Below are 20,420 nucleotides of genomic sequence, written 5' to 3' on the forward strand. Positions count from 1 at the left end.
CATCGACACCCGAACGAACACTCAGGAGACAGACGCGCATGACCACCACCGGCATCCATCCCGACAACCAGGTCCCCGAACTCAAGGACTACAACGTCTACACCAGCGACCCCGCGCTGCGCGGCGCAGTGGAACGCGGCGGCGCGGCCTGGCGCGACGAGGAACTGGTGCGCCAGGGCGCGGAATACGGCGCCGAGGCCACGCTGCGTGCCGCGGAGGACGCGAACCGCCACGAGCCCGAGCTGCACACCCACTCGCGCACGGGCGAGCGCATCGACCAGGTGCGCTTCCATCCGGCCTGGCACACGATGATGGCCATCGCCCGGCGCAACGGCATCGCCAACCTGCCGTTCTTCGACGAACGGCCCTCGGCCTGGGTGGGCTACGGCGCGTCGCTGTACATGCACAGCCAGATCGAGTCGGGCTCCACCTGCCCGACCACCATGACCAAGGCCTGCATCCCTGTCGTGCGCCGCAACGCGGCGCTGCATGCCGTGCTGCGCGACAAGCTCGCGTCGAACGAGCACGATCCGCGCGACATTCCGCTCGAGGGCAAGACCTCGATCACCGTCGGCATGGGCATGACCGAGAAGCAGGGCGGCAGCGACGTGCGCACCAACACCACGCGCGCCGTGCCGGCGGGGAGTGGTCCATGGGGAAGCGAATTCCTCCTCACCGGTCACAAGTGGTTCTTCTCGGCGCCGATGTGCGACGGCCACCTGGTGCTGGCCAAGACCGAAGAGCACGGCTCCTCGTGCTTCTTCGCGCCGCGCTGGCGGCCCGACGGAAGCAGGAACGCGGTGCACATCCAGCGGCTGAAGGACAAGGTGGGCAACCGCTCCAACTCGAGCAGCGAGGTCGAGTTCAAGGAGGCCTGGGGCGTGCTCGTGGGCGAGGAGGGCCGGGGCATCCCGACCATCATCGAGATGGCGACCGTGACGCGGCTGGACTGCGCGCTGGCCAGCGCCGGCTTCATGCGCCAGGGCTTCGCGCAGGCGCTGCACTACGCGCGCAACCGCCACGCCTTCGGCAAGGCGCTGGCCGACCAGCCGGTGATGACCGCGCTGCTGGCCGACATGGCGCTCGAATCGCAGGCCGCCACGCTGCTGGCGATGGGGCTGGCCTCGCGCTTCGGCTCGGCGGCGCCGCTGGACACGGCCTGGCGCCGCCTGCTCACGCCCGCGGCCAAGTTCTGGAACTGCAAGCGCGCGGTGGCCTTCACCGGCGAGGCGATGGAGGTGTTCGGCGGCAACGGCTACGTCGAGGAGAGCCCGATGGGCCGGCTGTTCCGCGAGGCGCCGGTCAACTCGATCTGGGAAGGCTCGGGCAACGTGATGTGCCTCGACGTGCTGCGCGCCGTCTCGCGCAATCCCGACGACGCGCATCTCGTGCTCGACCAGCTGCGGGAAGTCGCCACCGGCGAGCCCCGCGTGCTCGACGCGCTGCAGTCCGTGCGCCGCATGACGCAGCTGCCGCCACAGGAGCTGGAGCCGCAGGCCCGCCGCTTCACCCAGCGCCTGGTGCTGGCCGCGCAGGCCTGCCTGATGCTGGAGCACGCGAGCGACGAGGAGTCGGCCGCCTTCCTGTCGAGCCGCTTCGATCCCGACTGGGGGCCGGTGACGGGCATCAGTGCCGGCACTTCCGATCCGGCAGCGCTGCTGCGCGCCGCCTGGCGCTGAGCGCCTGGGCGAGGCTCGCGTCCGCCTAGCCCCGCCTTCTCAGCAGCGCCTGCCGCAGCACGCGCGCGGCGCGGTCGCGGATCTTGCCGGGACCGGAGCGCGGCGAGGTCCTGGGCGCGACCTTGGCGGTGGCGCAGGCCCAGAGGAAGTCGTGCAGGATGGGCGTGTCGTCCACCGTCTCGGTGCTGCCGTACTTGTGGAACTCGGGGTGCCACTGGGTCGCGGCGATGTAGCTGCGGCCGCGGTCGGGCAGCCGGCGGATGGCCTCGGGCACGCGGTCGGGCAGGCTCCAGGCCTCGATCTCGAAGCCCGGCGCGAGCCCCTTGATGCCCTGGTGGTGGATGCTGTTGACGCGCGCCGAGCGAATCTTCGGATAGAGCTTGGAAAGCCGCGTGCCCTCGACGATCTCGATGTCGTGGAAGTTCTGGTCGTAGGTCACCGGGTCGCGGTGCTTCAGCGTCTGGGGGTGGCCGTGCTGCTCCTCGATGTCCTGGTAGAGCGTGCCGCCGAAGGCCACGTTGATGAGCTGCAGGCCCCGGCAAACGCCGAAGATGGGCTTGCCGGCCTGCTCGAAGGCCTCGACCAGCGCGAGGTCGTAGAGGTCGCGGATGCGGTCGCCGATCCAGGCGTCCTTCAGCGGCACCTCGCCGTAGCTGCCGGGCCAGACGTCGGCCCCGCCGTGCATCACCACGCCGTCGAGCCACTCGGCGTAGTGCGACAGCTTGGTATCGCCGCGCGCGGTCTCGCCGGTGGGGCAGGGCACCATCACGACCATGGCGCCGGCGGACATGAGCCAGTGCGCGATCGACTGCTCGACGTACTGCAGCGTCTTGTTGGTGAAGAGCGAACGCGCCGGGTCGGCATGCGAGAAGCAGGCCGACAGGCCGATCTTGAGCCGGGCGGAAACAGGTTGTGTCATCGCAGGACTGTCGCCAGTGCGAACCGGACGGGGGATGCGGAAAGGAAAGTCCATTTTGGCTCGTTGGCCTCTCGCACGGGGTCGGACGACACGCCAAGTATGCTTTCAACGCTGCCCCAACGTACAAGGAAGACAAGCCGATGAAAACCATCAAGGGCCCAGCCATATTCCTGGCCCAGTTCGCGGGAGACACCGCCCCCTTCGACACGCTAGACGGCATCGCCGGCTGGGCCGCCGGCCTGGGCTACAAGGGCGTGCAGATACCGAGCTGGGACGCCCGCCTCTTCGACCTTCGGCGCGCAGCCGAGAGCAAGACCTACTGCGAGGAGGTGAAGGGCACGCTGGCGAGCCACGGCCTGCAGATCACGGAGCTCTCGACCCACCTGCAGGGCCAGCTCGTGGCGGTGCACCCGGCCTACGACGCGGGCTTCGACGGCTTCGCGGCGCCCGAGGTGCGCGGCGACCCGGTGCGGCGCCAGCAGTGGGCCGTCGAGCAGCTGCACCTCGCGGCGAAGGCCTCGGCCAACCTCGGGCTCACGGCGCACGCGACCTTCTCGGGTGCGCTGGCCTGGCCCTATCTCTACTCATGGCCGCCGCGCCCGCCGGGCCTCATCGAGGAGGCCTTCGACGAACTCGCGCGCCGCTGGCGGCCCATCCTCGACGCCTTCGACGCGGCCGGCGTCGACGTGGGCTACGAGATCCACCCCGGCGAAGACCTGCACGACGGCGTGAGCTACGAGATGTTCCTGGAGCGCGTCAACAACCATCCGCGCGCCTGCCTGCTGTACGACCCGAGCCACTTCATGCTGCAGCAGCTCGACTACCTGGCCTACATCGACCACTACCACGAGCGCATCAAGATCTTCCACGTCAAGGACGCCGAGTTCAACCCGACCGGCAAGCAGGGCGTGTACGGCGGCTTCCAGAGCTGGATCAACCGGGCAGGGCGCTTCCGCTCGCTGGGCGACGGGCAGGTGGACTTCAAGGCCATCTTCTCGAAGATGGCGCAGTACGACTTCCCGGGCTGGGCGGTGCTTGAGTGGGAGTGCTGCATCAAGCACCCCGAAGACGGCGCGCGCGAGGGCGCGAAGTTCATCGCCGACCACATCATCCGCGTGGCAGACCGCGCCTTCGACGACTTCGCGGCAGGCGGGGTCGACGTGGCGACGAACAAGCGGATGCTGGGGATCGGCTAGAGACTAGGACGTAGACCGGATCGCGTCGTCGAGTATCTCGAGGCCGCGGTCGATCTCGGCCTCGCTCACGTTCAGCGGCGGCGCGATGCGCCACACCGCCGCCATGCCGCCGACGGACACGATGTTCATGCTGAGGCCGCGCGCCATGCAGGCGTCGGTGATGGCGCGGCCGCGCTCGGCGTCGGGCTCGCGGGTCTCGCGGTCCTTCACGAGTTCGACGCCCTGCAGCAGGCCGTGGCCGCGCACGTCGCCGATCACCTCGTGCCGGGCCTTCAGCGTCTGCAGGCCATCGCGCAGCCGCCGGCCCATCTCGGCGGCGCGGCGGGCGAGGCCTTCCTCCTCCAGCACGTCGAGCACGGCCAGCGCGACCTCGGCCGGCAGCGGGTCGGACACGTGCGAGGTGACGTGCACGAAGCCCTTGTCGTGGCAGTCCTGCTCGATGGCCTCGCCGGTGATCGTCGCGCCGATGGCCACGCCGCCGCCCAGCGTCTTCGACACGGTGAGGATGTCGGGCACCACATCGGCCTGCTCGAAGGCGAAGTTGGCGCCCATGCGGCCGAAGGCGGTCTGCGCCTCGTCGAGGATCAGCAGCATGCCGCGCTCGCGGCACTTCTCCTTGAGCTTGGGGAAGTAGCCCCTGGGCGGCACGATCACGCCGCCCGAGCTGAGCACCGGCTCGGCGATGAAGGCCGCGAGCGAGCCGCTGGATTGCGCGTCGACCATGTCGAAGCCGACGTCGAGGCAGGTGGTGTCGCAGGCATCGCGGCAGTGGCGCACCGGGCATCGGTAGCAGTTGGGCGCCGGAATCGACATGGTGCCGGGCTTGCGCGGCCCGTAGTCGACGTGGTGACGGCCGGCGAAGGTGAGCGAGGCGATGCCGCCGGTCACGCCGTGCCAGCCGCCGTTGAGGCCCACGATCTCGTAGCGGCCGGTGGTCAGCCGCGCCATGCGCACCGCCGCCTCGTTGGCCTCGCCGCCGGTGGAAAGGAAGAGCGACTTCGACAGCGACGGCGGCAGCATCGACGCCAGCCGCCCCGCCAGCGCGGGCACGGCCGGGCCGACGAAGCCGCTGTAGAGGTGCAGCGCGCCTTCGCAGGCCTTCTCGATGGCCGCGACGATGCGCGGATGGTTGTGGCCGATGGTGGCGCACATCTGGCCGGAGGTGAAGTCGAGGATCTCGCGGCCGTGCTGGTCCCACAGCGTGGCGCCGCGCGCCTTGACGATCACGTGCGGGCTCAGGCCCATGCCGTAGCGCACGAGGTGCCTGGCGGCCGCCGGGTCGTAGGTTGCGCCTTCTGCCATCGGATGCTCCTTTTCGTGGGGATGCGGGCAGCGTAGCCAGCGGCGGGAGAATCCGGTGTCGTTGTGCAGGCCCCAAAGCGCATCCGATTGCACGGGCGTTGCGCCACACTGGCGGCACCATGAAGACCGGCACCCTCGATCTCGATCGCATCGACCAGAGCATCCTCGCCGAGCTGCAGGCCGACGCCGGCCTGCAGAACCAGACGCTGGCCGAGCGCGTGAACCTCTCGCCCTCGGCCTGCCTCAAGCGCGTGCAGCGGCTGCGGCGCTCGGGCGTGATCCGCGAGGAGGTGGCGATCCTCGACGCGGCGCGCGTGGGCTTTCCGGTGCTGGTGATCTCGCGCGTGTCGCTGCGCAGCACCACGCGCGAGGCGATATAGGCCTTCGAGCGCAAGGTGCACGCGCTGCCGCAGGTGCTGCAATGCCACTGCGTGGCGGGCGACACCGACTTCGTGCTCGTGATCTGCGCGCGCTCGCTGCCCGAGTACCAGGCCTTCGCGCAGGAGCAGCTGGGCGACGCGCTGGAGCTGGAGAACTATTCGAGCGACGTGGTGCTGTCGACCACCAAGTTCACCACGCAGCTGCCGCTGGACCGGGCCTAGGGGCCTGTTCACACTATTTCCGGGGCCGCGGACATAGTGTGGACAGGCCCTAGCTACAGCAGCCCGGCCAGCCGCCGGATCGCCCCGTCGATCTGCGCTTCGCCGATCAGCCCGTAGCCGAAGGCCAGCCCGTTGGGCGTGCCGGGCGCCAGCGGATCGAGCGCGAAGCGCGACAGCGGCGGCAGCGTGATGCCGGCCGCCGCGGCGCGCTCGACCACCGAGTCGGCGCGCGTTCCGCCGTGGAGCCAGGCCGACAGGTGCAGGCCCGCGCTGGAGGGAATCACTTCCAGCCGGCCCGCGCCGTGGCGCGCCAGCGCGTCGAGCAGGGCGTTGCGCCGCGCGCCGTAGAGCTTGCGCATCTTGCGGATGTGGCGCGCCAGGTGGCCTTCGGCAATGAAGGCCGCGAGCGCCTCCTGCCCGAGCACCGGGCCGTGCCAGTCGGCCAGCTCGCGCGATCGCACCAGCGCCGCGCGGGCCCAGGGCGGCGCCACCACGAAGCCCAGCCGCAGCGCGGGAAAGAGGCTCTTCGAGAAGGTGCCGACGTAGAAGACCGACTCGGCGCGGTCCAGCGTCTGCAGGGCGTCGAGCGGGCGGCCGGCGAAGCGGAATTCGCTGTCGTAGTCGTCCTCGACGACGACGGCGTTGCGCTCGCGCGCGAAGGCCAGCAGCGCCGCACGGCGCTGCGGCGACATCGCGACGCCGGTCGGGAACTGGTGCGAGGGCGTCACGCAGACCACGCGCGCATCGGGCGGGATGCGGTCCACGCACAGGCCCTCGGCGTCGGTGGGAACGGTCACCACCTTCGCGCCCGCCGCCAGCATGGCCTCGCGCAGCGAGGGGTAGAAAAGCTGCTCCACCGCGACCACCGTGCGCCCCGGCACCACCAGGATGCGCGCGAGCAGCCCGAAGGCCTGCTGGGCGCCGGCCGTGACCACGATGTCGTCGGCGGTGCAGCCGACCGCGCGGGTGAACGACACATGCCCGGCGATCGCCTCGCGCAGCGCGGGCTGGCCCTGCGGGTCGGCGTAGTCGGCGGTCTGGCGCGCGATGCGGCGCAGGGCGCGGTCGCTCAGGCGGCGCCAGATGTCGAAGGGAAAGAGGCTCACGTCGGGCAGGCCGACGCGGAAGTCGTCACGCGCGGGCGGCGGCTGCAGGGTGGGGGCGAGATCGGCGCCGGGAACGCTCGCGGGCACGAGGCGGGGGTCGCGGCCGGAGGCCAGGGCTCTCCTGGGGACGAGGCGCCGTCGGGACACCGGCAGCGTGTCGGCCACGTAGGTGCCGGCGCCCGGCCGCGCGAGCAGGTAGCCCTCGCCCAGCAGCAGGTCGTAGGCCGCCAGCATGGTGTTGCGCGAAACGCCCAGCCGCTGCGCCAGCGCCCGCGTGGCGGGCAGGCGGGAGCCGGGCTGCAGGCGGCCATCGAGGATGGCTGCGCGCAGCTGGCGGTGCAGCTCGCGCAGCAGGTCGCGCGAGCCGGCGGGCGGCAGGCGGATGGCGAGTTCGAAAAGTGGCTCCATGAACTTCGCCGATTGTGGTTCTTTTGAAGAGCCAGTTGCAAACCTATTCTGGAGGCACTGAACACACTCGCCACGGAGTCCATCGTCATGAACAACCCGGCTCTTTCTTCTTCCCCCTCCTCCTCGCCGCAGCCGGCCGAACGCCTGCCGCTAAGCCTGGGCTGGCTCGCGCTGGGCGCATTCGCCATCGGCACCGAGAGCTTCATGGTCGCAGGCCTGCTGCCGGTGCTCGCAGCCGACCTGCGGATCAGCGCCGCGCGCGCCGGGCAGCTGGTGCTGCTGTTCGCGCTGAGCTATGCGATCGGCTCGCCGCTGATGGCGGCGCTGCTGGCGCGCTTCGGGCGCCGGCGGCTGCTGGTGGTGAGCCTCGCGGCCTTCTCGGGGCTGACGCTGGCCGCATCGATGGCGCACGGGTTCGTGCAGCTGGCGCTGGCGCGCGTCGCACTGGGGCTGGTGGCCGGCGTGTTCCTGCCGACGGCGAGCGCGGTGGCGGCGGTGATGGTGTCGCCCGCGCTGCGCGGCCGGGCGCTGGCGATCGTGACCGGCGGCGGCACGGTGGCGGTGGCGCTCGGCGTGCCGCTGGGCGCATGGATCGCGGGCTGGGGCGGCTGGCGCACGGCCTACCTGCTGATCGCAGCGGTGGCGGCGCTCGCCACCTGGGGCCTCGCGCTGGGGCTGCCGCGCGATCTGTCGCAGGCGCCTGCCGCGCAAAAGCGCACTCCGGCCTTCGCCGTGGCCCGGGAGCCGGGCGTGCTGCCGGGGCTGCTGGTCAGCCTGCTTTGGGCCACGGGTGGTTTCAGCTTCTACACCTACATCGCGCTCTTCCTCTCGCACACGCTGGGCTTCGGCACTGAAGGCACGGGCGCGGTGTTCTTCGCCATCGGCGTGGCAGCGGCCATCGGCACTGCGGCCGGCGGCTGGGCCACCGACCGCTTCGGCGCCGACCGCATGGCGCAGGGCTTCGCGCTGATGCTGGTGCTGATCCTGGGCGGGCTGTCGTTCGCCGCACAGATGCTGCCGCACGGACTGGCGCTGCCAGCGATCGTGGTGCTGTCGGCGCTCTGGGGCTTCGCGGGCTGGGGTTTCGGGCCGGCGCAGGCGGTGCGGCTGATCCGGCTCGCGCCGGAGCGCGCGCCGATGACGCTGTCGCTCAACGCCTCGGCGATCTACCTGGGCATCGCGGCGGGCTCGGGACTGGGCGGGGTGGCGATCGACCTGTTCGGCGTCGCCACGGTGGGCTGGGTGGGGGCGGCCTGCCAGCTCGCCGGCCTGATGCTGCTGCTGCGTGCCGCACGCCAGGCGCGCGTGCCCGGATCCGCTTCGGCGAAGCTATGTTTTTGATAGCAAATAACGCATGCACCACGGCCCTTCGGGGCCTTTTTCTTTGGAGCATTGCTTCAAGACAAGCAACTGTCATGCCCCGCAAGCTATAATGTCGGGTTCGTTTCGATACCACGACGAAGAATTTCGTCAATCCCGCCTGCGAGCTGCGCTGCTTTCCGGATTCTCCGGCCTCCCGCTCGGCACGCCGGCGTTCACAGTGTGTTGGAGTGCCCGACCGGCGCCCATGATGGCCACCACTGCCGTCGTTCCTGTTGAAGCGAATCGCGCGTCCGTCTCGCGCTCCCGTTCGCGGGCTGAAACAATCACACCAATTCAATCTCCAACACACATCGAACGAACGATTCAGAGGTAAGCACAGATGCCAAAGGAAGAACTGATCGAAATGAACGGCGCGGTGACCGAAGTCCTGCCGGACTCGCGCTACCGCGTCACGCTGGACAACGGCCATCAGCTGATCGCCTACAGCGGCGGCAAGATGCGCAAGCACCACATCCGCATCCTGGCCGGCGACAAGGTCTCGCTCGAGCTCTCGCCCTACGACCTGACCAAGGGCCGCATCACCTTCCGCCACCTGGAGCGCCGCGGCCCCCCGCCGACGAACTCCGGCTCCGGCGGTTCCGGCAACAACTCACCCCGCCGCTGATACGCCACCGACCCAAGGCCTTGCGACGCTCCCCAGGGGCGCCGCAAGGCCTTTGTCATTCGCGCGTCTGTCGGCCTTAGAACCATGACCACCCCTGATTCCACGGCCGGCAACAACGGCTTCTCCACGCTGGCGCTCTCGCCCCGGATGCTGGCCAACCTCACGCAGCTCGGCTACACGCAGATGACGCCGATCCAGGCAGCCTCGCTGCCGAGCGCGCTGCTCGGCAAGGACCTGATCGCGCAGGCCAAGACCGGCAGCGGCAAGACCGCCGCCTTCGCCCTGGCGCTGCTGGCCAACCTCAATCCGCGCCGCTTCGCAGTGCAGTCGCTGGTGCTGTGCCCGACGCGCGAGCTGGCCGACCAGGTCACGCTCGAGATCCGCCGCCTCGCGCGCGCCGAGGAGAACATCAAGGTGGTCACGCTCTGCGGCGGCGTCGCGCTGCGCGGGCAGGTCGCGAGCCTGGAGCACGGTGCGCACATCGTGGTGGGCACGCCGGGGCGCATCATGGACCACCTCGAGCGCGGGAACCTGGACCTGGAAGCGCTCAACACCCTGGTGCTCGACGAGGCCGACTGCATGCTCGACATGGGCTTCTTCGACGACATCGTGAAGGTGGCGCGCCAGTGCCCGAAGGAGCGCCAGACGCTGCTGTTCTCGGCCACGTATCCCGAAGGCATCGCGAAGCTCGCCGAGCAGTTCATGAAGAGCCCCGAGCAGATCGCGGTGCAGTCGCAGCACGAGGGCAGCAAGATCCGCCAGCGCTGGTACGAGGTGGAAGACCACGAGCGCCTGCACGCCGTGAGCCTGCTGCTCGACCACTTCCGCCCCGTCAGCACGCTGGCCTTCTGCAACACCAAGCAGCAGTGCCGCGACCTGGTCGACGTGCTGCGCGCGCAGGGCTTCAGCGCGCTGGCGCTCTTCGGCGAGCTGGAGCAGCGCGAGCGCGACCAGGTGCTGGTGCAGTTCGCCAACCGCAGCTGCTCGGTGCTGGTGGCCACCGACGTGGCGGCGCGCGGGCTCGACATCGCGCAGCTCGAAGCGGTGATCAACGTCGACGTGACGCCCGATGCCGAAGTGCACATCCACCGCGTCGGCCGCACCGGCCGCGTGGGACAGCAGGGCGCATCGGAAGGGCTGGCGCTGAACCTGGCCAGCATGGACGAGATGGGCAGCGTCGGGAAGATCGAGCAGCTGCAGGGCCGCGAATCCGAATGGCACCCGCTGGCCGAACTCACGCCGGGCAAGGGCGCGCCGCTGCAGCCGCCGATGGCCACCCTGCAGATCGTGGGCGGGCGCAAGGAGAAGATCCGCGCCGGCGACGTGCTGGGCGCGCTGACCGGCGAATGCGGCTATGCGAAGGAGCAGGTCGGCAAGATCAACGTCAACGAGTTCTCGACCTATGTGGCGGTGGACCGTGCGATCGCGGCCGAGGCGGCGCGCAAGCTCTCCGCCGGCCGCGTGAAGGGCAAGTCGGTCAGGGTGCGGCTCATCTAGGACTCGCTCCCAGGCTTCGCGCACTTCGTGTCGCTTCTCCAACCCCCTACCCGGGGGCAGGCCGGCCCGCTTCGGGCGGCCGTGCGCGGCGGCCCTCACGAAGATGCGGCGCCCTTCGGAACCGATTGCGGCGTGCTCAAAGCTGCGGCCTCCGCATGTGCCGAGGTCGGCGCCACCGGCGCGTCGAGCACCGGGGCCGGTATGGCGTCCGGCGCCGGCAGCTCCTGGCGCGCCAGCTTCGCGGCCAGCCGGAACGCGACGATCACCGCCAGCAGGCCGAAGATCGACGAGCCCACCGCCTGCCCGATCAGCACGCCGGCCGCGCCGTAGTGCGAGCCCCACCAGGCGAACGGAATCGTGCCCAGCGTGGCGCGCCCCCAGTTGAACGCCGTCGACAGCAGCGGATGCCCGAGGTTGTTGAACGAGGCGTTCGCCACGAACAGCCCGCCCGCGAAGAAGAAGCTCGCGGCCAGCCAGCTGCAGAAGAGCGAGATCAGCTGCGCCGCCTGTCCGTCGGCCGAGAACGCCCGGATGATCACGCCCTGCCCGAGCCCCAGCACCAGCCACGCCGCGGCCACCGACACCACCATGAAGAGCAGGCTGTCGCGCAGGCCCTCCTGTACGCGGCGGAACTGCCCCGCACCCAGGTTCTGCGCAAGGATCGGCCCGACCGCGCCGCTGAGCGCATAGACCAGCCCGAAGGCCACAGGCGTCAGCCGGTCGATGGTGGCGGCGCCCGCCACCGCCGAGGGCCCGAACTGCGCGACCGAATGCGTGACGAAGGCCGCGCCTACCGGCGTCGCAAGATTCGTCAGCACCGCCGGAGCCGCCACCGTGCCGAGCGCGCGCGCATCGTCGGCAAGCTTGTGCGGCTCGAAGCGCCCGAGCATGCGGTGCCGCACGATCACGCCGTGCAGGCCGATGGCCGCGAGCACGATGCGCGAGACCACCGCGCTGATGGCCGCGCCGTCGAGCCCCAGGCCGAAGCCGAAGATCAGGATCGGATCGAGCACAGCCGTCACGAAGGCGCCGCCGAGCGTCACCGTCATCGAGCGGCGCGCATCGCCGATGGAGCGCAGCAGCGCCGAGGTCGCCATGCCGATGCCCAGCAGCGGCAGCGTGTGCACCGTCACCGATAGATAGCGGTGCGCGAGCCGCGCCGTCTCGCCCTGTGCGCCGAGCGCGTGCAGCGCCGGATGCAGGAAGAACGCGGTGCCCGTGCCCGCCACCACGGCCAGCGCCGTCATCAGCACGAGGCTCGACGTGGCGATGCGGCGCGCATCCTCGGCGCGCCCCGCGCCCACGGTGCGCGACACCACCGCCGCGATGCCGATCGTCAGCCCGATGCACAGCGACGCATGGAAGAAACCCACCACGCCCGCGAAGCCGATGGCCGCGGCGATCTCCTTCTCGCCCAGCAGCGAGATGTAGAACAGGTTGATGAGGTCGACCGCGAACACCGCGATCAGCCCGATGGCCCCTGTGCCGGCCATCACGCAGACGTGGCGCATCAGCGAGCCCGAAACGAAACGCGCGCGCCCGACACCACCGGCCGTTGCGGTTATTGGCATGTGAAATTCCCGATGTGGCCTAATTGCAGGTTCGAACATTCACTTTTACCCGAGCTTTTCATGCCCAAGACATTCCGTACCGAAGCCGAACGCGTTGCCACCCCGAAGCCGACGCCGCTGCCCGGCTACACCGCGCCGCGCTCCGGTGGCGGCCAGAAGGTCAGCCTCGAACGCGGCACCGCCACGCGCAGCAAGAAGAACCCCGGCAAGCGCGCCAAGAAGGGCGGCTGATCCGGCTTCTGCCCCCGCCGGCTCCCCACGCTTCCTGAAAGAGCACCGAAGGAGCCACGACGAACGCGCCCCAGGGCGCGTTTTGTCATTGGGGCCGCCGCTGCCACCAGACTTTCCCCAGGCCCGCGATGTCCGAAGACAACCAGATCCTCATCCCGCCCTCGTTCTTCGCCGTCTACAGCGACGCGCGCCAGCGCCTGAGCGAGCCCATCGGCGTGGTGCGCGAGCGCTACGAGATCTGCGAGGACCTCGCCAGCCATCTCGTGGGCCACGCGCAGATCCAGCACCACACCGAGGTGCCGGTCGAAAGCGAGATCCTGCGCCGCATCCACGCCGGACTGGCCGCGCCCGAATCGGGCGTGTCGCCGGCCGAGGCCACGTGGGTGGTGCGGCGGCTGGCCGAACTGCTCGGCTGGGAGGATCCGGAACTGCCCGAGCCCGAGCCCGGTTCCGAAGCCGGCTGAGTCCCCGCAGGAGCGACAACCCGTGCTGCTCAAGGTCGGAGAACTCGCCCGGCACACCGGCCTCACGGTGCGCACGCTGCACCACTACGACGCCATCGGCCTGCTGGCGCCCTCGGCGCGGTCGGAGGCCGGCTACCGCCTCTACGACGCGGCTGACATCGCCCGCCTGCACGCCATCCAGGCGCTGCGGCTGCTGGGCCTGCCGCTGGCCGAGATCGGCGCGGTGCTCGACGCGGAAGGCGGCTCGATGCCCGCGATCATCGCGCGGCAGATCGAATCGCTCGACCAGCAGATCGCGCAGGCCACCGCGCTGCGCGAGCGGCTCGGCCTGCTCGAGCAGCGCCTGGCCGAAGGCGCCCAGCCCGACATGAAGGACTGGCTCGCTACGCTCGAGCAGATGACCACCTACGGCCGCTACTTCAGCCCCGCCGAGATCAGGTCGCTCATGGCCAACTGGAAGCAGGTGGCCGACCGCTGGCCGCCGCTGGTGGCCGAGGTGGCCGCGCTCATGGCGCGGGGCGTGCCGGCCGGTTCGCTGGAGGTGCAGCCGCTGGCCGCGCGCTGGATGACGCTGATGGGCCAGTGGATGGACGGCAACTACGACCTCGTCACGCGCTGGGGCGAGATGTACCGCCGCGAACCCGTGGCGCGCCGCGACGACGGGCCGTCCGCCGAGCTGGTCGACTACATCGGCGAGGCCATCGGCATCCGCATGGCCGCGCTCTTGCGCCACATGCGCACCGACGACTTCGCACGGCTGGGCCCGCCGCCCGAAGACGAATGGCGCAGGCTCGCGGCCGAACTCGCTGCCCTGCAGGCGCGCGGCGTTCCGCCCGAAGACGAGGCCGTGCGGGCCATCGCGCGCGAATGGGTGCGCCTGTTCGACGCCTTCACCGACCACGACCCCGGCATCGGCGCCCGGCTGATGCAGGCGATGGCCGCCGAGCCGGTGCTGCAGGCCACCGCCGTCACCACGCCTGCGGTGCGTGACTACCTGCTGCGTGCGATGAACCCCGCGACGGCCCCGCGCAGCGCTTGACCCTGACGTTGCGTGAGGCCCGACAGTGGCCTCATGAACAACGCACACACTCCACTGCCGCCACATCCGCAGCCGCTCGAGCGGCTCCACGCGCTCGACAACCTCCGCGCCCTCATGATGTGGCTCGGCATCGTGCTGCACGTGGCGATCAACCACCTCACCGTCGACTCGCCGCTGCCCTGGCGCGACCCGAAGACGTCGCCGGTGGCCGACCTGCTGCTGCTGTTCATCCACAGCTTCCGCATGCCGGTGTTCTTCGTGCTGGCCGGCTTCTTCGTGGCGCTGCTGGCCGAGCGGCGCGGCGCGAACGGCATGCTGAGGAACCGCTGCCTGCGGCTCGCGCTGCCCTTCGCGATCTTCTGGCCGCCGCTGTTCGCGGCGACCACGGTGCTGGCGATGGTCTACATCCACCTGACGGTGCGCGGCGTGCCGGGCATCGACGTCGCGCTGGCACCCCCGCGGCAGGCCGGCGGCTCGCCCTTCAACACCATGCACCTGTGGTTCCTGTACCAGCTGTTCTGGCTCAGCGTGCTGGCCTGGGCCGGCATGCGGGTCCGGCGCTTCGTGCCGGCACGGCTGCGCGAGGCACTGTCACGGGGCTTCACGCAACTGCTGTCGCGGCGCTGGGGCTTCGCGGTGCTGGCGCTGCCGCTGGCCCTCGTGGGCATGGCCTATCCGTCGGGCCTGCTCCAGGAAACCGGCTCCTTCCTGCCGCCTGCGGCCGAGTGGATGCGCAGCGGCCTCTTCTTCGCGGCCGGCTGGTACGTTCATGGCCGGCAGGAACAGCTGCTCGCAGTCTTCTCGGCACGCTGCAAGGGCCATGCGGCGGCCGGCTTCGCCTTCCTGGTCGCGACGGTGCTGCTGCTGGGTGCCACGCGCGGCGGCAGCCTGCATCGTGTGCCGCATCCCGAGTTCTGGATCGCCTACGCCTACAGCGCGACCGCGTGGCTCTGGAGCATGGCGCTGATCGGCGGCTTCCTGCGCTACCTGCCGCGCCGCAACGCGGTGCTCGACTACCTGTCACAAAGCTCGTACTGGGTGTACCTGGTGCACATGCTGGGCACCGTGGGCTTCGGCATCCTGTTGTTCGACGTGCCGCTGGGCGCGGTCGCGAAGATGGGGCTGAACATCGCGGCGACCTCGCTGGCCGCGCTCGCGAGCTACCAGCTGCTGGTGCGCCGCACGCCCCTCGGCAGGCTGCTGAACGGTCAGCGGCCGGAGAACCGCTCCACCAGGAAGTCGACGAAGGCGCGCGTCTTGGCCGCGAGGTGACGCGAGGGGTACACCGCGTACACCGGCGTGCGGTCGGCCTCCCATTCCTGCAGCACCGCCTCCAGCCGGCCGGAGGCCAGCTCTTTCTCCACGTAGATGCGCGGGATCAGGCTCAGGCCGAAGCCCGCGAGCAGCGCGTCGCGCACGGCGATGCTGGAGCCGACCTTGTAGCGTCCGTCGATCGGCACCGCCACGCTGCGGCCGGCGCGCGTGAAGGTCCACTTGTTGGCGTGGCCCGAGAGCGTGAACTGCACGCACTCGTGGCTCTTCAGGTCGGCGGGCTGCCCCGGCCGGCCGGCGGCGTCGAGGTAGGCGGGGGCGGCGCACAGCACGTGGTCCATGGTCATGAGCTCGCGCGCGACCAGGCTCGAATCCTCGAGCCGGTCGCTGCCGCGGATGGCGAGGTCGTAGCCCTCGCCGATGATGTCGACGCGGGCGTCCTGCAGGTTCAGCTCCAGCCGCAGGTTCGGATGCCGGCCCATGAACTCCGGGATGGCCGGCGACAGCAGCGTGAGCGCCAGGGTCAGGGGCGCACTCACGCGCAGCACGCCGCCGGGGCTGCTGCCCATGGGCGCGAGCGCGGCATCGGCCTCGGCGAGCTCGTCGAGGATGCGCGAGAGCCGCTCGTGGTACGTCGCGCCGGCCTCCGTCAGGCTCATCTGCCGCGTGGTGCGGTTGATGAGCCGCACCTTCAGGTGCGCTTCCAGCTCGGCGATGTTCTTGCTCACCGCCGCGGGCGAGAGCCCCATCTGCCGCGCGGCGCCGGCGAAGCTGCCAGTGGCGGCGGCGGTGCGGAAGACTCTGAGGGCGGTGAGGTGGTCCATGCCTGATTGACGACTGACGGTAAAGAATCAATTCATTATTCGAACATTCACAACTACCGGTCAACTCACTAGATTCGAGGCATGACCAGCCGCACCACCGACATCCTCCTGACCGCCACGGCGCCCGCCGTCTGGGGCAGCACCTACATCGTCACGACCGAGCTGCTGCCTGCGAACTACCCGCTGACGGTGGCGCTGCTGCGCGCGTTGCCCGCGGGCCTGCTGCTGCTGGCGATCGTGCGTCAGCTGCCCGAGCGCGCGTGGTGGGGCCGCATCCTGCTGCTCGGCGCGCTGAACTTCTCGGTGCTGTGGGCGATGCTGTTCCTCGCGGCCTACCGGCTGCCGGGCGGAGTGGCGGCCACCATCACCTCGGTGCAGCCGCTCTTCGTGGTGTTCCTGGCCAGCGTCTTCCTGGGCTCGCCGGTGCGCGCGCTGTCGGTGGTGGCGGCGGTGGTCGGCATCGGCGGGGTGGCGCTGCTGGTGCTGACGCCGAACGCGGCGCTCGATGCGCTGGGCATCGCGGCCGCCATCGCTGCCGCGGTGTCGATGGCCTTCGGCACGGTGCTGAGCCGGCGCTGGCAGCCGCCGGTGTCGGCGCTGACCTTCACCGCCTGGCAGCTCACCGCGGGCGGCCTGCTGCTGCTGCCCGTGGCGCTGCTGCTGGAGCCGCCGCTGCCTGCACTCACGCTGCACAACTGGATCGGCTTCGGCTGGCTGGGCCTGGTGGGCGCCGCGCTGACCTACATCGTGTGGTTCCGCGGCGTGGCCCGCCTGGAGCCATCGACCGTCGCGCCGCTGGCCTTTCTGAGCCCGGTGACGGCGGTGATCCTCGGCTGGGCGCTGCTCGGCCAGGCGCTTTCGACCTGGCAGGTGCTGGGCATCCTCGTCGTGATCGCGAGCATCTGGCTGAGCCAGCATGCGCAGCGCGGCGCGCAGGCGCCGAAGGTGTGCACCGCGCCGGCGGGCGCGCGCTGAGGGAAGGCTAGGCTGCGGCCGTGGCCCGCCCGAGCAGGCTCAGGTAGCCCGGCTGCACTTCCATGCGCGCGATGGCGCCCTGCCGCTGCAGCAGGCGGTGCGCCTTCGGCAGCGCCCAGCAGGGCAGGCTCGTGAACATGTGGTGCTCGCAGTGGTAGTTGACCCAGTAGGGCGCCACCAGCGCACGTTCCAGCCAGCCGGCATGCGTGGTGCGCGCCTGCCGCAGCGGATCGGGCTCGTTCTGCGCGACCAGCGCATGCTCGGCGATGTTGCGCACGCGGCTCACCAGAGGCAGCCAAGTCGCCATCGGCAGCAGCCACATCGCAAGCCACGCCCACCCGTAGCCGGCGAGCGCAAAGGCGAGCAAGCCCAGCCCGTTGGCAACGAGGAATCGCCGGTCCTTCGCGAGCTCGCGGCCGAAAACCTGCAGCGCCGATTCGCCGGGCGCCCTCTTGCGGATGCCTTCGGCGATGTGCCCGAAGCGCTGCTTGTAGAAGGTCTGCCCGCTCAGGTCGCGCACCACCTTGCGCCACATCGAGGCGCGCGTGATGGGGAAGGGCGCCGACAGCACGAGGTCCGGGTCTTCGGTCTGCTGCACGAAGCGATGGTGCTGAAGGTGATAGGGCCGGTAGTCGCGCAGCGTCGACGAGCACAGCCAGTGGCCCACCCAGTCGTTGATCTTGCGGTTGCGGTGCAGCGCCGCGTGCGCGGCGTCGTGCATGAGGATGAAAAGGCCCAGCTGCCGCGCGCCGACGATCGGCACGACCAGCGGAACGGCCCACGGCCACATGATGCCCGCGAGCATCGCCGCGCCGATCACGCCCCAGCAGTGCAGCACCAGCCAGAGGCCCTTCCACGACGAGCGCGCGGTGAGCGAGCCCCACTCGTCGGCGGTGAAGAAGTCCTCGGGTTGGGCGCGGGGTGCGACGGCCATGCGGGCCAGTATGCGCCGCGAGACGGGCGCAGGCACGCGGAGTTGCCCGGGGTGCCAGTGCGGAAAGCGAAGCCCTTCGGCCTAGTTGTCGATGATCTTGCGTGCGAAGACTTCGAGATAGTCCATCAGCCGGTTGGCGCCCGCTGTGGCGGCCGCCTCGTCGCCGGTCGCGATGCCCCGCGCCAGCTGCAGGTGGGCGTTCGCGCCCTCGACGATCTCGCCTTCGTGCTGGTAGGCGTACCAGAAGCGCCGGCACTGGACGATGGGCGGGATCACCGCGCGCACCGCCGAGTCGTTGTGGCTCGCCCGGTGGTTGACGAGGTCCAGCGCGCGGTCGGCCTGCATGTAGTCGTTGAGGTCGCCGCGGCTCGCGGCCTCGACCATCATCTCGGCGCAGCGCACGATCTCCTGGCGCTGCTGCGCGGTGGCGCGGCGCGCCGAGCAGGCGGCGATCAGCACCTCGAGCACGCGCCGCGTCTGGATCACGTCGAGGTGGTCGGCCAGGTCGATGGTCGACACCAGCAGCCCGCGGCGCGGCTGCTGCACGATCAGCCCGATGGACACCATGCGCATCAGCGCCTCGCGCACCGGCGTGCGGCCCAGCCCCGTGCGCTCGGCGAGTTCGGCCTCGACGATCTGGCTGCCGGGCTGCAGCTGCATGGTGGACAGCAGCGTCTCGATGGCGTCGTAGGCCTCGTCGGCGGCACGGCGCTTGGGCCGCGCGCGGGCGGCGGCCACGGGGGCTGTCTCTGCTTCTTTCTTCTTCGGTGCTGTCTTCGGGGAGGCCATGGTCTCGTTCTGCGGATGCGGCGGCGCCGTCATTGTCGGGCGTCCGCGCCCGTGGACTCGATCTCGGCGAGTCCCGCGAGCGTCGCGATGCGCACCGGCGACAGCGGCGGGCGCGGCGCGGGCGGCGTCCATCCGAAGAGGAACTGCGCTGCATCGCCGCACACGCGCCCCTGGCAGGCGCCCATGCCGCAGCGGCGGTGCAGCTTGGCGTCGGTCCAGCCGCTGCAGTCCTGCAGCGCGGAGAAGGGCACGTCCTCGCATCGGCACACGAGGGTGTCGGGCCGTGGCAGCGCCCGGATGGCGGCATGCAGCGCGAAGCCGCGGTGCAGCTGCGCCGCGAAGGCATCCCAGCGCGCGCGCTCGCCCTCGTGCGCGGTGGCCGCGCGCTCGTCGCCCACCGCTGCATGGCCGGCGATGCTGCCCTGCGCCAGCGCGCGCTCGCTGCCGCCGAAACCGGTGCACTCGCCCGCCGCGTAGATGCCCGGCACGCTGGTGGCCTGCCGCGCATCGACCTGCAGGCCCCGCGCGCCGAAGCCGTCCGAAGCCAGCGCGCAGCCGAGCATGCGGCCGAGCTGCGTGTTGGGCACCAGGCCGAAGCCGCAGGCGATGCGGTCGCAGGCGATCTCCACCTCCTGGCCGTTGCCCTGGCGCAGGCGCACCGACTCGACCTGCACGGCGCCACCCGCCGAGACGACGTGCGACGAGGTGCGATAGCAGGGGTCGGCCAGCGCGACGGCCTGCGCCGCCTTGCCGGGCCAGCGCGCGAGGCTGGCGCCGAAGCGCGCGACCGCGGCGAACGAAGCCTGCTCGGCGATGCGCAGCACCTTGGCGCCCGCCGAACGCGCAGTGGCCGCGGCGGCAAGCAGCAGCGGTCCGCTGCCCGCGACGACGATGCGCTCGCCCTCGACCGGCAGGCCGGCCTTGACGAGCGCCTGCAGCCCGCCCGCGCCGGTCACACCGGGCAGCGTCCAGCCCGGGAAGGGCAGCAGCAGTTCGCGCGCGCCTGTGCACAGGATGAGCCTGCCCCACCGCATGCGCACGGCACCGTCGGCGTCTTCGAGCAGCAGTTCGCCGGGCGAGGGCGCAGCGACGACGCGTGTGCCGCTGCGCACGCGGATGTTGGCGTGGCGTTCGAGCGCCTCGCGCCACTTGCGCGCGGCCGGCGGCAGCTTCGCGCCGGGGCCGTCGCGCCAGATCTGTCCGCCGGGCGCGGGGTTGTCGTCGATCACGGCGATCGATGCGCCGCTGCGCGCAGCCGCCACTGCCGCCGCCATGCCGGCCGGGCCGGCGCCGACGATCAACACGTCGCAATGCTCGGGCACGACGCCGCTCATTCCGCAGTCTCCACGCGCATGCCCTCGACGCATATCGTCTGGCAGGCGAGCCTGCGCCGCCCGTCGACGAGCACGCGGCATTCCTGGCACACGCCCATGCCGCAGAAGGGCGCGCGCGGCTGGCCGTCGACGGAGGTGCGCGCCACGCCCGTGCCGCCGGCCACGCGCAGCGCGGCGGCGACCGAGCTGCCGGCCCTCACGCGGACCAGGCGGCCGTCGATGTTCAGCAGGGTGTGGGCGCTCATAAGGCAACCTCCTTCTTGACGCTGCCTTTGACAGGTGCTGAGGTGG

At 70.9% G+C, this 20,420-nt stretch carries 20 protein-coding genes and 1 pseudogene; 12 read left to right on the plus strand and 9 right to left on the minus strand.

The genetic code is table 11. The annotated features are described in order from the left end of the window. The first annotated feature begins 38 nt into the window (after positions 1 to 38). Positions 39 to 1,679 (plus strand): acyl-CoA dehydrogenase family protein, encoded by a 1,641-nt coding sequence (locus ACTJLF_RS14530; RefSeq protein ID WP_440883310.1) that lies wholly within the window; start codon positions 39 to 41, stop codon positions 1,677 to 1,679. Positions 1,680 to 1,704: 25 nt separating this feature from the next. Here ACTJLF_RS14530 and ACTJLF_RS14535 read toward each other — a convergent pair whose 3' ends face one another. Further along, entirely contained in the window at positions 1,705 to 2,598 is an 894-nt protein-coding gene (locus ACTJLF_RS14535) for a gamma-glutamyl-gamma-aminobutyrate hydrolase family protein (RefSeq protein WP_019653799.1), read from the minus strand. 140 nt (positions 2,599 to 2,738) lie between these two features. Between ACTJLF_RS14535 and ACTJLF_RS14540 the strand changes: the two genes are divergently transcribed. Then, positions 2,739 to 3,794, plus strand: a complete 1,056-nt coding sequence (locus ACTJLF_RS14540; protein WP_440883311.1) for a sugar phosphate isomerase/epimerase family protein — start codon at positions 2,739 to 2,741, stop codon at positions 3,792 to 3,794. Positions 3,795 to 3,797: 3 nt separating this feature from the next. Here the strand turns inward: ACTJLF_RS14540 and ACTJLF_RS14545 are convergent, their stop codons facing one another. Next, complete coding sequence (locus ACTJLF_RS14545) at positions 3,798 to 5,096, minus strand: aspartate aminotransferase family protein (RefSeq protein WP_440883312.1); 1,299 nt, start codon at positions 5,094 to 5,096, stop codon at positions 3,798 to 3,800. A gap of 119 nt (positions 5,097 to 5,215) precedes the next feature. Here ACTJLF_RS14545 and ACTJLF_RS14550 point away from each other — a divergent pair, with 119 nt between their 5' ends. After that, positions 5,216 to 5,476 carry an Lrp/AsnC family transcriptional regulator gene (locus ACTJLF_RS14550; RefSeq protein WP_440883313.1) on the plus strand — a complete coding sequence of 87 codons (261 nt, stop codon included), beginning with the start codon at positions 5,216 to 5,218 and terminating at the stop codon, positions 5,474 to 5,476. Positions 5,477 to 5,488: 12 nt separating this feature from the next. Beyond that, a pseudogene (locus ACTJLF_RS14555) lies at positions 5,489 to 5,698 on the plus strand (Lrp/AsnC ligand binding domain-containing protein); the annotation flags it as partial. Between the two features lie 53 nt (positions 5,699 to 5,751). Here ACTJLF_RS14555 and pdxR read toward each other — a convergent pair. Continuing rightward, positions 5,752 to 7,212: a MocR-like pyridoxine biosynthesis transcription factor PdxR gene (gene pdxR / locus ACTJLF_RS14560; protein WP_440883314.1), complete on the minus strand. Its 1,461-nt coding sequence runs from the start codon at positions 7,210 to 7,212 to the stop codon at positions 5,752 to 5,754. An 87-nt stretch (positions 7,213 to 7,299) separates the two neighbouring features. Here pdxR and ACTJLF_RS14565 point away from each other — a divergent pair, with 87 nt between their 5' ends. From ACTJLF_RS14565 to dbpA, 3 genes are all read left to right on the plus strand, one after another. Further along, complete coding sequence (locus ACTJLF_RS14565) at positions 7,300 to 8,553, plus strand: MFS transporter (protein WP_132754400.1); 1,254 nt, start codon at positions 7,300 to 7,302, stop codon at positions 8,551 to 8,553. A 361-nt stretch (positions 8,554 to 8,914) separates the two neighbouring features. Further along, complete coding sequence (gene infA / locus ACTJLF_RS14570; protein ID WP_019653793.1) at positions 8,915 to 9,199, plus strand: translation initiation factor IF-1; 285 nt, start codon at positions 8,915 to 8,917, stop codon at positions 9,197 to 9,199. 84 nt (positions 9,200 to 9,283) lie between these two features. Then, on the plus strand, positions 9,284 to 10,696 hold the full coding sequence (gene dbpA, locus ACTJLF_RS14575) for an ATP-dependent RNA helicase DbpA (RefSeq protein ID WP_440883315.1): 1,413 nt from the start codon (positions 9,284 to 9,286) through the stop codon (positions 10,694 to 10,696). Between the two features lie 95 nt (positions 10,697 to 10,791). Here the strand turns inward: dbpA and ACTJLF_RS14580 are convergent, their stop codons facing one another. Beyond that, the gene (locus ACTJLF_RS14580; protein WP_440883316.1) at positions 10,792 to 12,267 is read right to left on the minus strand and encodes an MATE family efflux transporter; all 1,476 of its coding nucleotides are present in this window, start codon (positions 12,265 to 12,267) and stop codon (positions 10,792 to 10,794) included. A 60-nt stretch (positions 12,268 to 12,327) separates the two neighbouring features. Between ACTJLF_RS14580 and ACTJLF_RS14585 the strand changes: the two genes are divergently transcribed. The 4 genes from ACTJLF_RS14585 (at position 12,328) to ACTJLF_RS14600 (ending at position 15,273) form a co-directional block, all read left to right on the plus strand. After that, the gene (locus ACTJLF_RS14585; protein WP_019653790.1) at positions 12,328 to 12,498 is read left to right on the plus strand and encodes a hypothetical protein; all 171 of its coding nucleotides are present in this window, start codon (positions 12,328 to 12,330) and stop codon (positions 12,496 to 12,498) included. A gap of 128 nt (positions 12,499 to 12,626) precedes the next feature. Further along, positions 12,627 to 12,962 (plus strand): hypothetical protein, encoded by a 336-nt coding sequence (locus ACTJLF_RS14590; protein WP_126183666.1) that lies wholly within the window; start codon positions 12,627 to 12,629, stop codon positions 12,960 to 12,962. A 22-nt stretch (positions 12,963 to 12,984) separates the two neighbouring features. Then, positions 12,985 to 14,001, plus strand: coding sequence for a MerR family transcriptional regulator (locus ACTJLF_RS14595; protein WP_440883317.1), 1,017 nt, complete (start codon positions 12,985 to 12,987; stop codon positions 13,999 to 14,001). Between the two features lie 33 nt (positions 14,002 to 14,034). Further along, on the plus strand, positions 14,035 to 15,273 hold the full coding sequence (locus tag ACTJLF_RS14600) for an acyltransferase family protein (protein WP_440883318.1): 1,239 nt from the start codon (positions 14,035 to 14,037) through the stop codon (positions 15,271 to 15,273). Here ACTJLF_RS14600 and ACTJLF_RS14605 read toward each other — a convergent pair. After that, a complete protein-coding gene (locus tag ACTJLF_RS14605) occupies positions 15,210 to 16,097 on the minus strand; it encodes a LysR family transcriptional regulator (RefSeq protein WP_440883319.1) in 888 nt (295 codons plus the stop codon). The genes ACTJLF_RS14600 and ACTJLF_RS14605 overlap by 64 nt on opposite strands. Positions 16,098 to 16,178: 81 nt before the next feature. On the opposite strand from ACTJLF_RS14605, the gene ACTJLF_RS14610 reads away from it, so the two are divergent. Further along, positions 16,179 to 17,072: an EamA family transporter gene (locus tag ACTJLF_RS14610; RefSeq protein WP_145759545.1), complete on the plus strand. Its 894-nt coding sequence runs from the start codon at positions 16,179 to 16,181 to the stop codon at positions 17,070 to 17,072. Between the two features lie 7 nt (positions 17,073 to 17,079). Here ACTJLF_RS14610 and ACTJLF_RS14615 read toward each other — a convergent pair whose 3' ends face one another. From ACTJLF_RS14615 to ACTJLF_RS14630, 4 genes are all read right to left on the minus strand, one after another. Beyond that, entirely contained in the window at positions 17,080 to 18,006 is a 927-nt protein-coding gene (locus tag ACTJLF_RS14615; RefSeq protein WP_440883320.1) for a fatty acid desaturase family protein, read from the minus strand. Positions 18,007 to 18,087: 81 nt separating this feature from the next. Further along, a complete protein-coding gene (locus ACTJLF_RS14620) occupies positions 18,088 to 18,828 on the minus strand; it encodes a GntR family transcriptional regulator (RefSeq protein ID WP_019653783.1) in 741 nt (246 codons plus the stop codon). Next, entirely contained in the window at positions 18,825 to 20,129 is a 1,305-nt protein-coding gene (locus ACTJLF_RS14625) for an FAD-dependent oxidoreductase (RefSeq protein ID WP_440883321.1), read from the minus strand. Before ACTJLF_RS14625 ends, ACTJLF_RS14620 begins: the two co-directional genes overlap by 4 nt. Further along, the gene (locus ACTJLF_RS14630) at positions 20,126 to 20,374 is read right to left on the minus strand and encodes a (2Fe-2S)-binding protein (protein WP_440883322.1); all 249 of its coding nucleotides are present in this window, start codon (positions 20,372 to 20,374) and stop codon (positions 20,126 to 20,128) included. The genes ACTJLF_RS14625 and ACTJLF_RS14630 overlap by 4 nt, the downstream gene beginning before the upstream one ends. Between the last annotated feature and the right edge of the window lie 46 nt (positions 20,375 to 20,420).

It is taken from the genome of Variovorax sp. 22077 (genome assembly GCF_052044195.1).
Classification (GTDB): domain Bacteria; phylum Pseudomonadota; class Gammaproteobacteria; order Burkholderiales; family Burkholderiaceae_C; genus Variovorax; species Variovorax atrisoli.

What these genes read in the sequence shown, in the direction of transcription:
- ACTJLF_RS14585 (WP_019653790.1), top strand. Translation starts at nt 12,328, where the DNA reads ATGCCCAAGACATTCCGTACCGAAGCCGAACGCGTTGCCACCCCGAAG.
- dbpA (WP_440883315.1), top strand. Translation starts at nt 9,284, where the DNA reads ATGACCACCCCTGATTCCACGGCCGGCAACAACGGCTTCTCCACGCTG.
- ACTJLF_RS14550 (WP_440883313.1), top strand. Translation starts at nt 5,216, where the DNA reads ATGAAGACCGGCACCCTCGATCTCGATCGCATCGACCAGAGCATCCTC.
- ACTJLF_RS14605 (WP_440883319.1), bottom strand. Translation starts at nt 16,097, where the DNA reads ATGGACCACCTCACCGCCCTCAGAGTCTTCCGCACCGCCGCCGCCACT.
- ACTJLF_RS14600 (WP_440883318.1), top strand. Translation starts at nt 14,035, where the DNA reads ATGAACAACGCACACACTCCACTGCCGCCACATCCGCAGCCGCTCGAG.
- pdxR (WP_440883314.1), bottom strand. Translation starts at nt 7,212, where the DNA reads ATGGAGCCACTTTTCGAACTCGCCATCCGCCTGCCGCCCGCCGGCTCG.
- ACTJLF_RS14535 (WP_019653799.1), bottom strand. Translation starts at nt 2,598, where the DNA reads ATGACACAACCTGTTTCCGCCCGGCTCAAGATCGGCCTGTCGGCCTGC.
- ACTJLF_RS14530 (WP_440883310.1), top strand. Translation starts at nt 39, where the DNA reads ATGACCACCACCGGCATCCATCCCGACAACCAGGTCCCCGAACTCAAG.
- ACTJLF_RS14610 (WP_145759545.1), top strand. Translation starts at nt 16,179, where the DNA reads ATGACCAGCCGCACCACCGACATCCTCCTGACCGCCACGGCGCCCGCC.
- infA (WP_019653793.1), top strand. Translation starts at nt 8,915, where the DNA reads ATGCCAAAGGAAGAACTGATCGAAATGAACGGCGCGGTGACCGAAGTC.
- ACTJLF_RS14625 (WP_440883321.1), bottom strand. Translation starts at nt 20,129, where the DNA reads ATGAGCGGCGTCGTGCCCGAGCATTGCGACGTGTTGATCGTCGGCGCC.
- ACTJLF_RS14615 (WP_440883320.1), bottom strand. Translation starts at nt 18,006, where the DNA reads ATGGCCGTCGCACCCCGCGCCCAACCCGAGGACTTCTTCACCGCCGAC.
- ACTJLF_RS14545 (WP_440883312.1), bottom strand. Translation starts at nt 5,096, where the DNA reads ATGGCAGAAGGCGCAACCTACGACCCGGCGGCCGCCAGGCACCTCGTG.
- ACTJLF_RS14540 (WP_440883311.1), top strand. Translation starts at nt 2,739, where the DNA reads ATGAAAACCATCAAGGGCCCAGCCATATTCCTGGCCCAGTTCGCGGGA.
- ACTJLF_RS14620 (WP_019653783.1), bottom strand. Translation starts at nt 18,828, where the DNA reads ATGACGGCGCCGCCGCATCCGCAGAACGAGACCATGGCCTCCCCGAAG.
- ACTJLF_RS14580 (WP_440883316.1), bottom strand. Translation starts at nt 12,267, where the DNA reads ATGCCAATAACCGCAACGGCCGGTGGTGTCGGGCGCGCGCGTTTCGTT.
- ACTJLF_RS14630 (WP_440883322.1), bottom strand. Translation starts at nt 20,374, where the DNA reads ATGAGCGCCCACACCCTGCTGAACATCGACGGCCGCCTGGTCCGCGTG.
- ACTJLF_RS14565 (WP_132754400.1), top strand. Translation starts at nt 7,300, where the DNA reads ATGAACAACCCGGCTCTTTCTTCTTCCCCCTCCTCCTCGCCGCAGCCG.
- ACTJLF_RS14590 (WP_126183666.1), top strand. Translation starts at nt 12,627, where the DNA reads ATGTCCGAAGACAACCAGATCCTCATCCCGCCCTCGTTCTTCGCCGTC.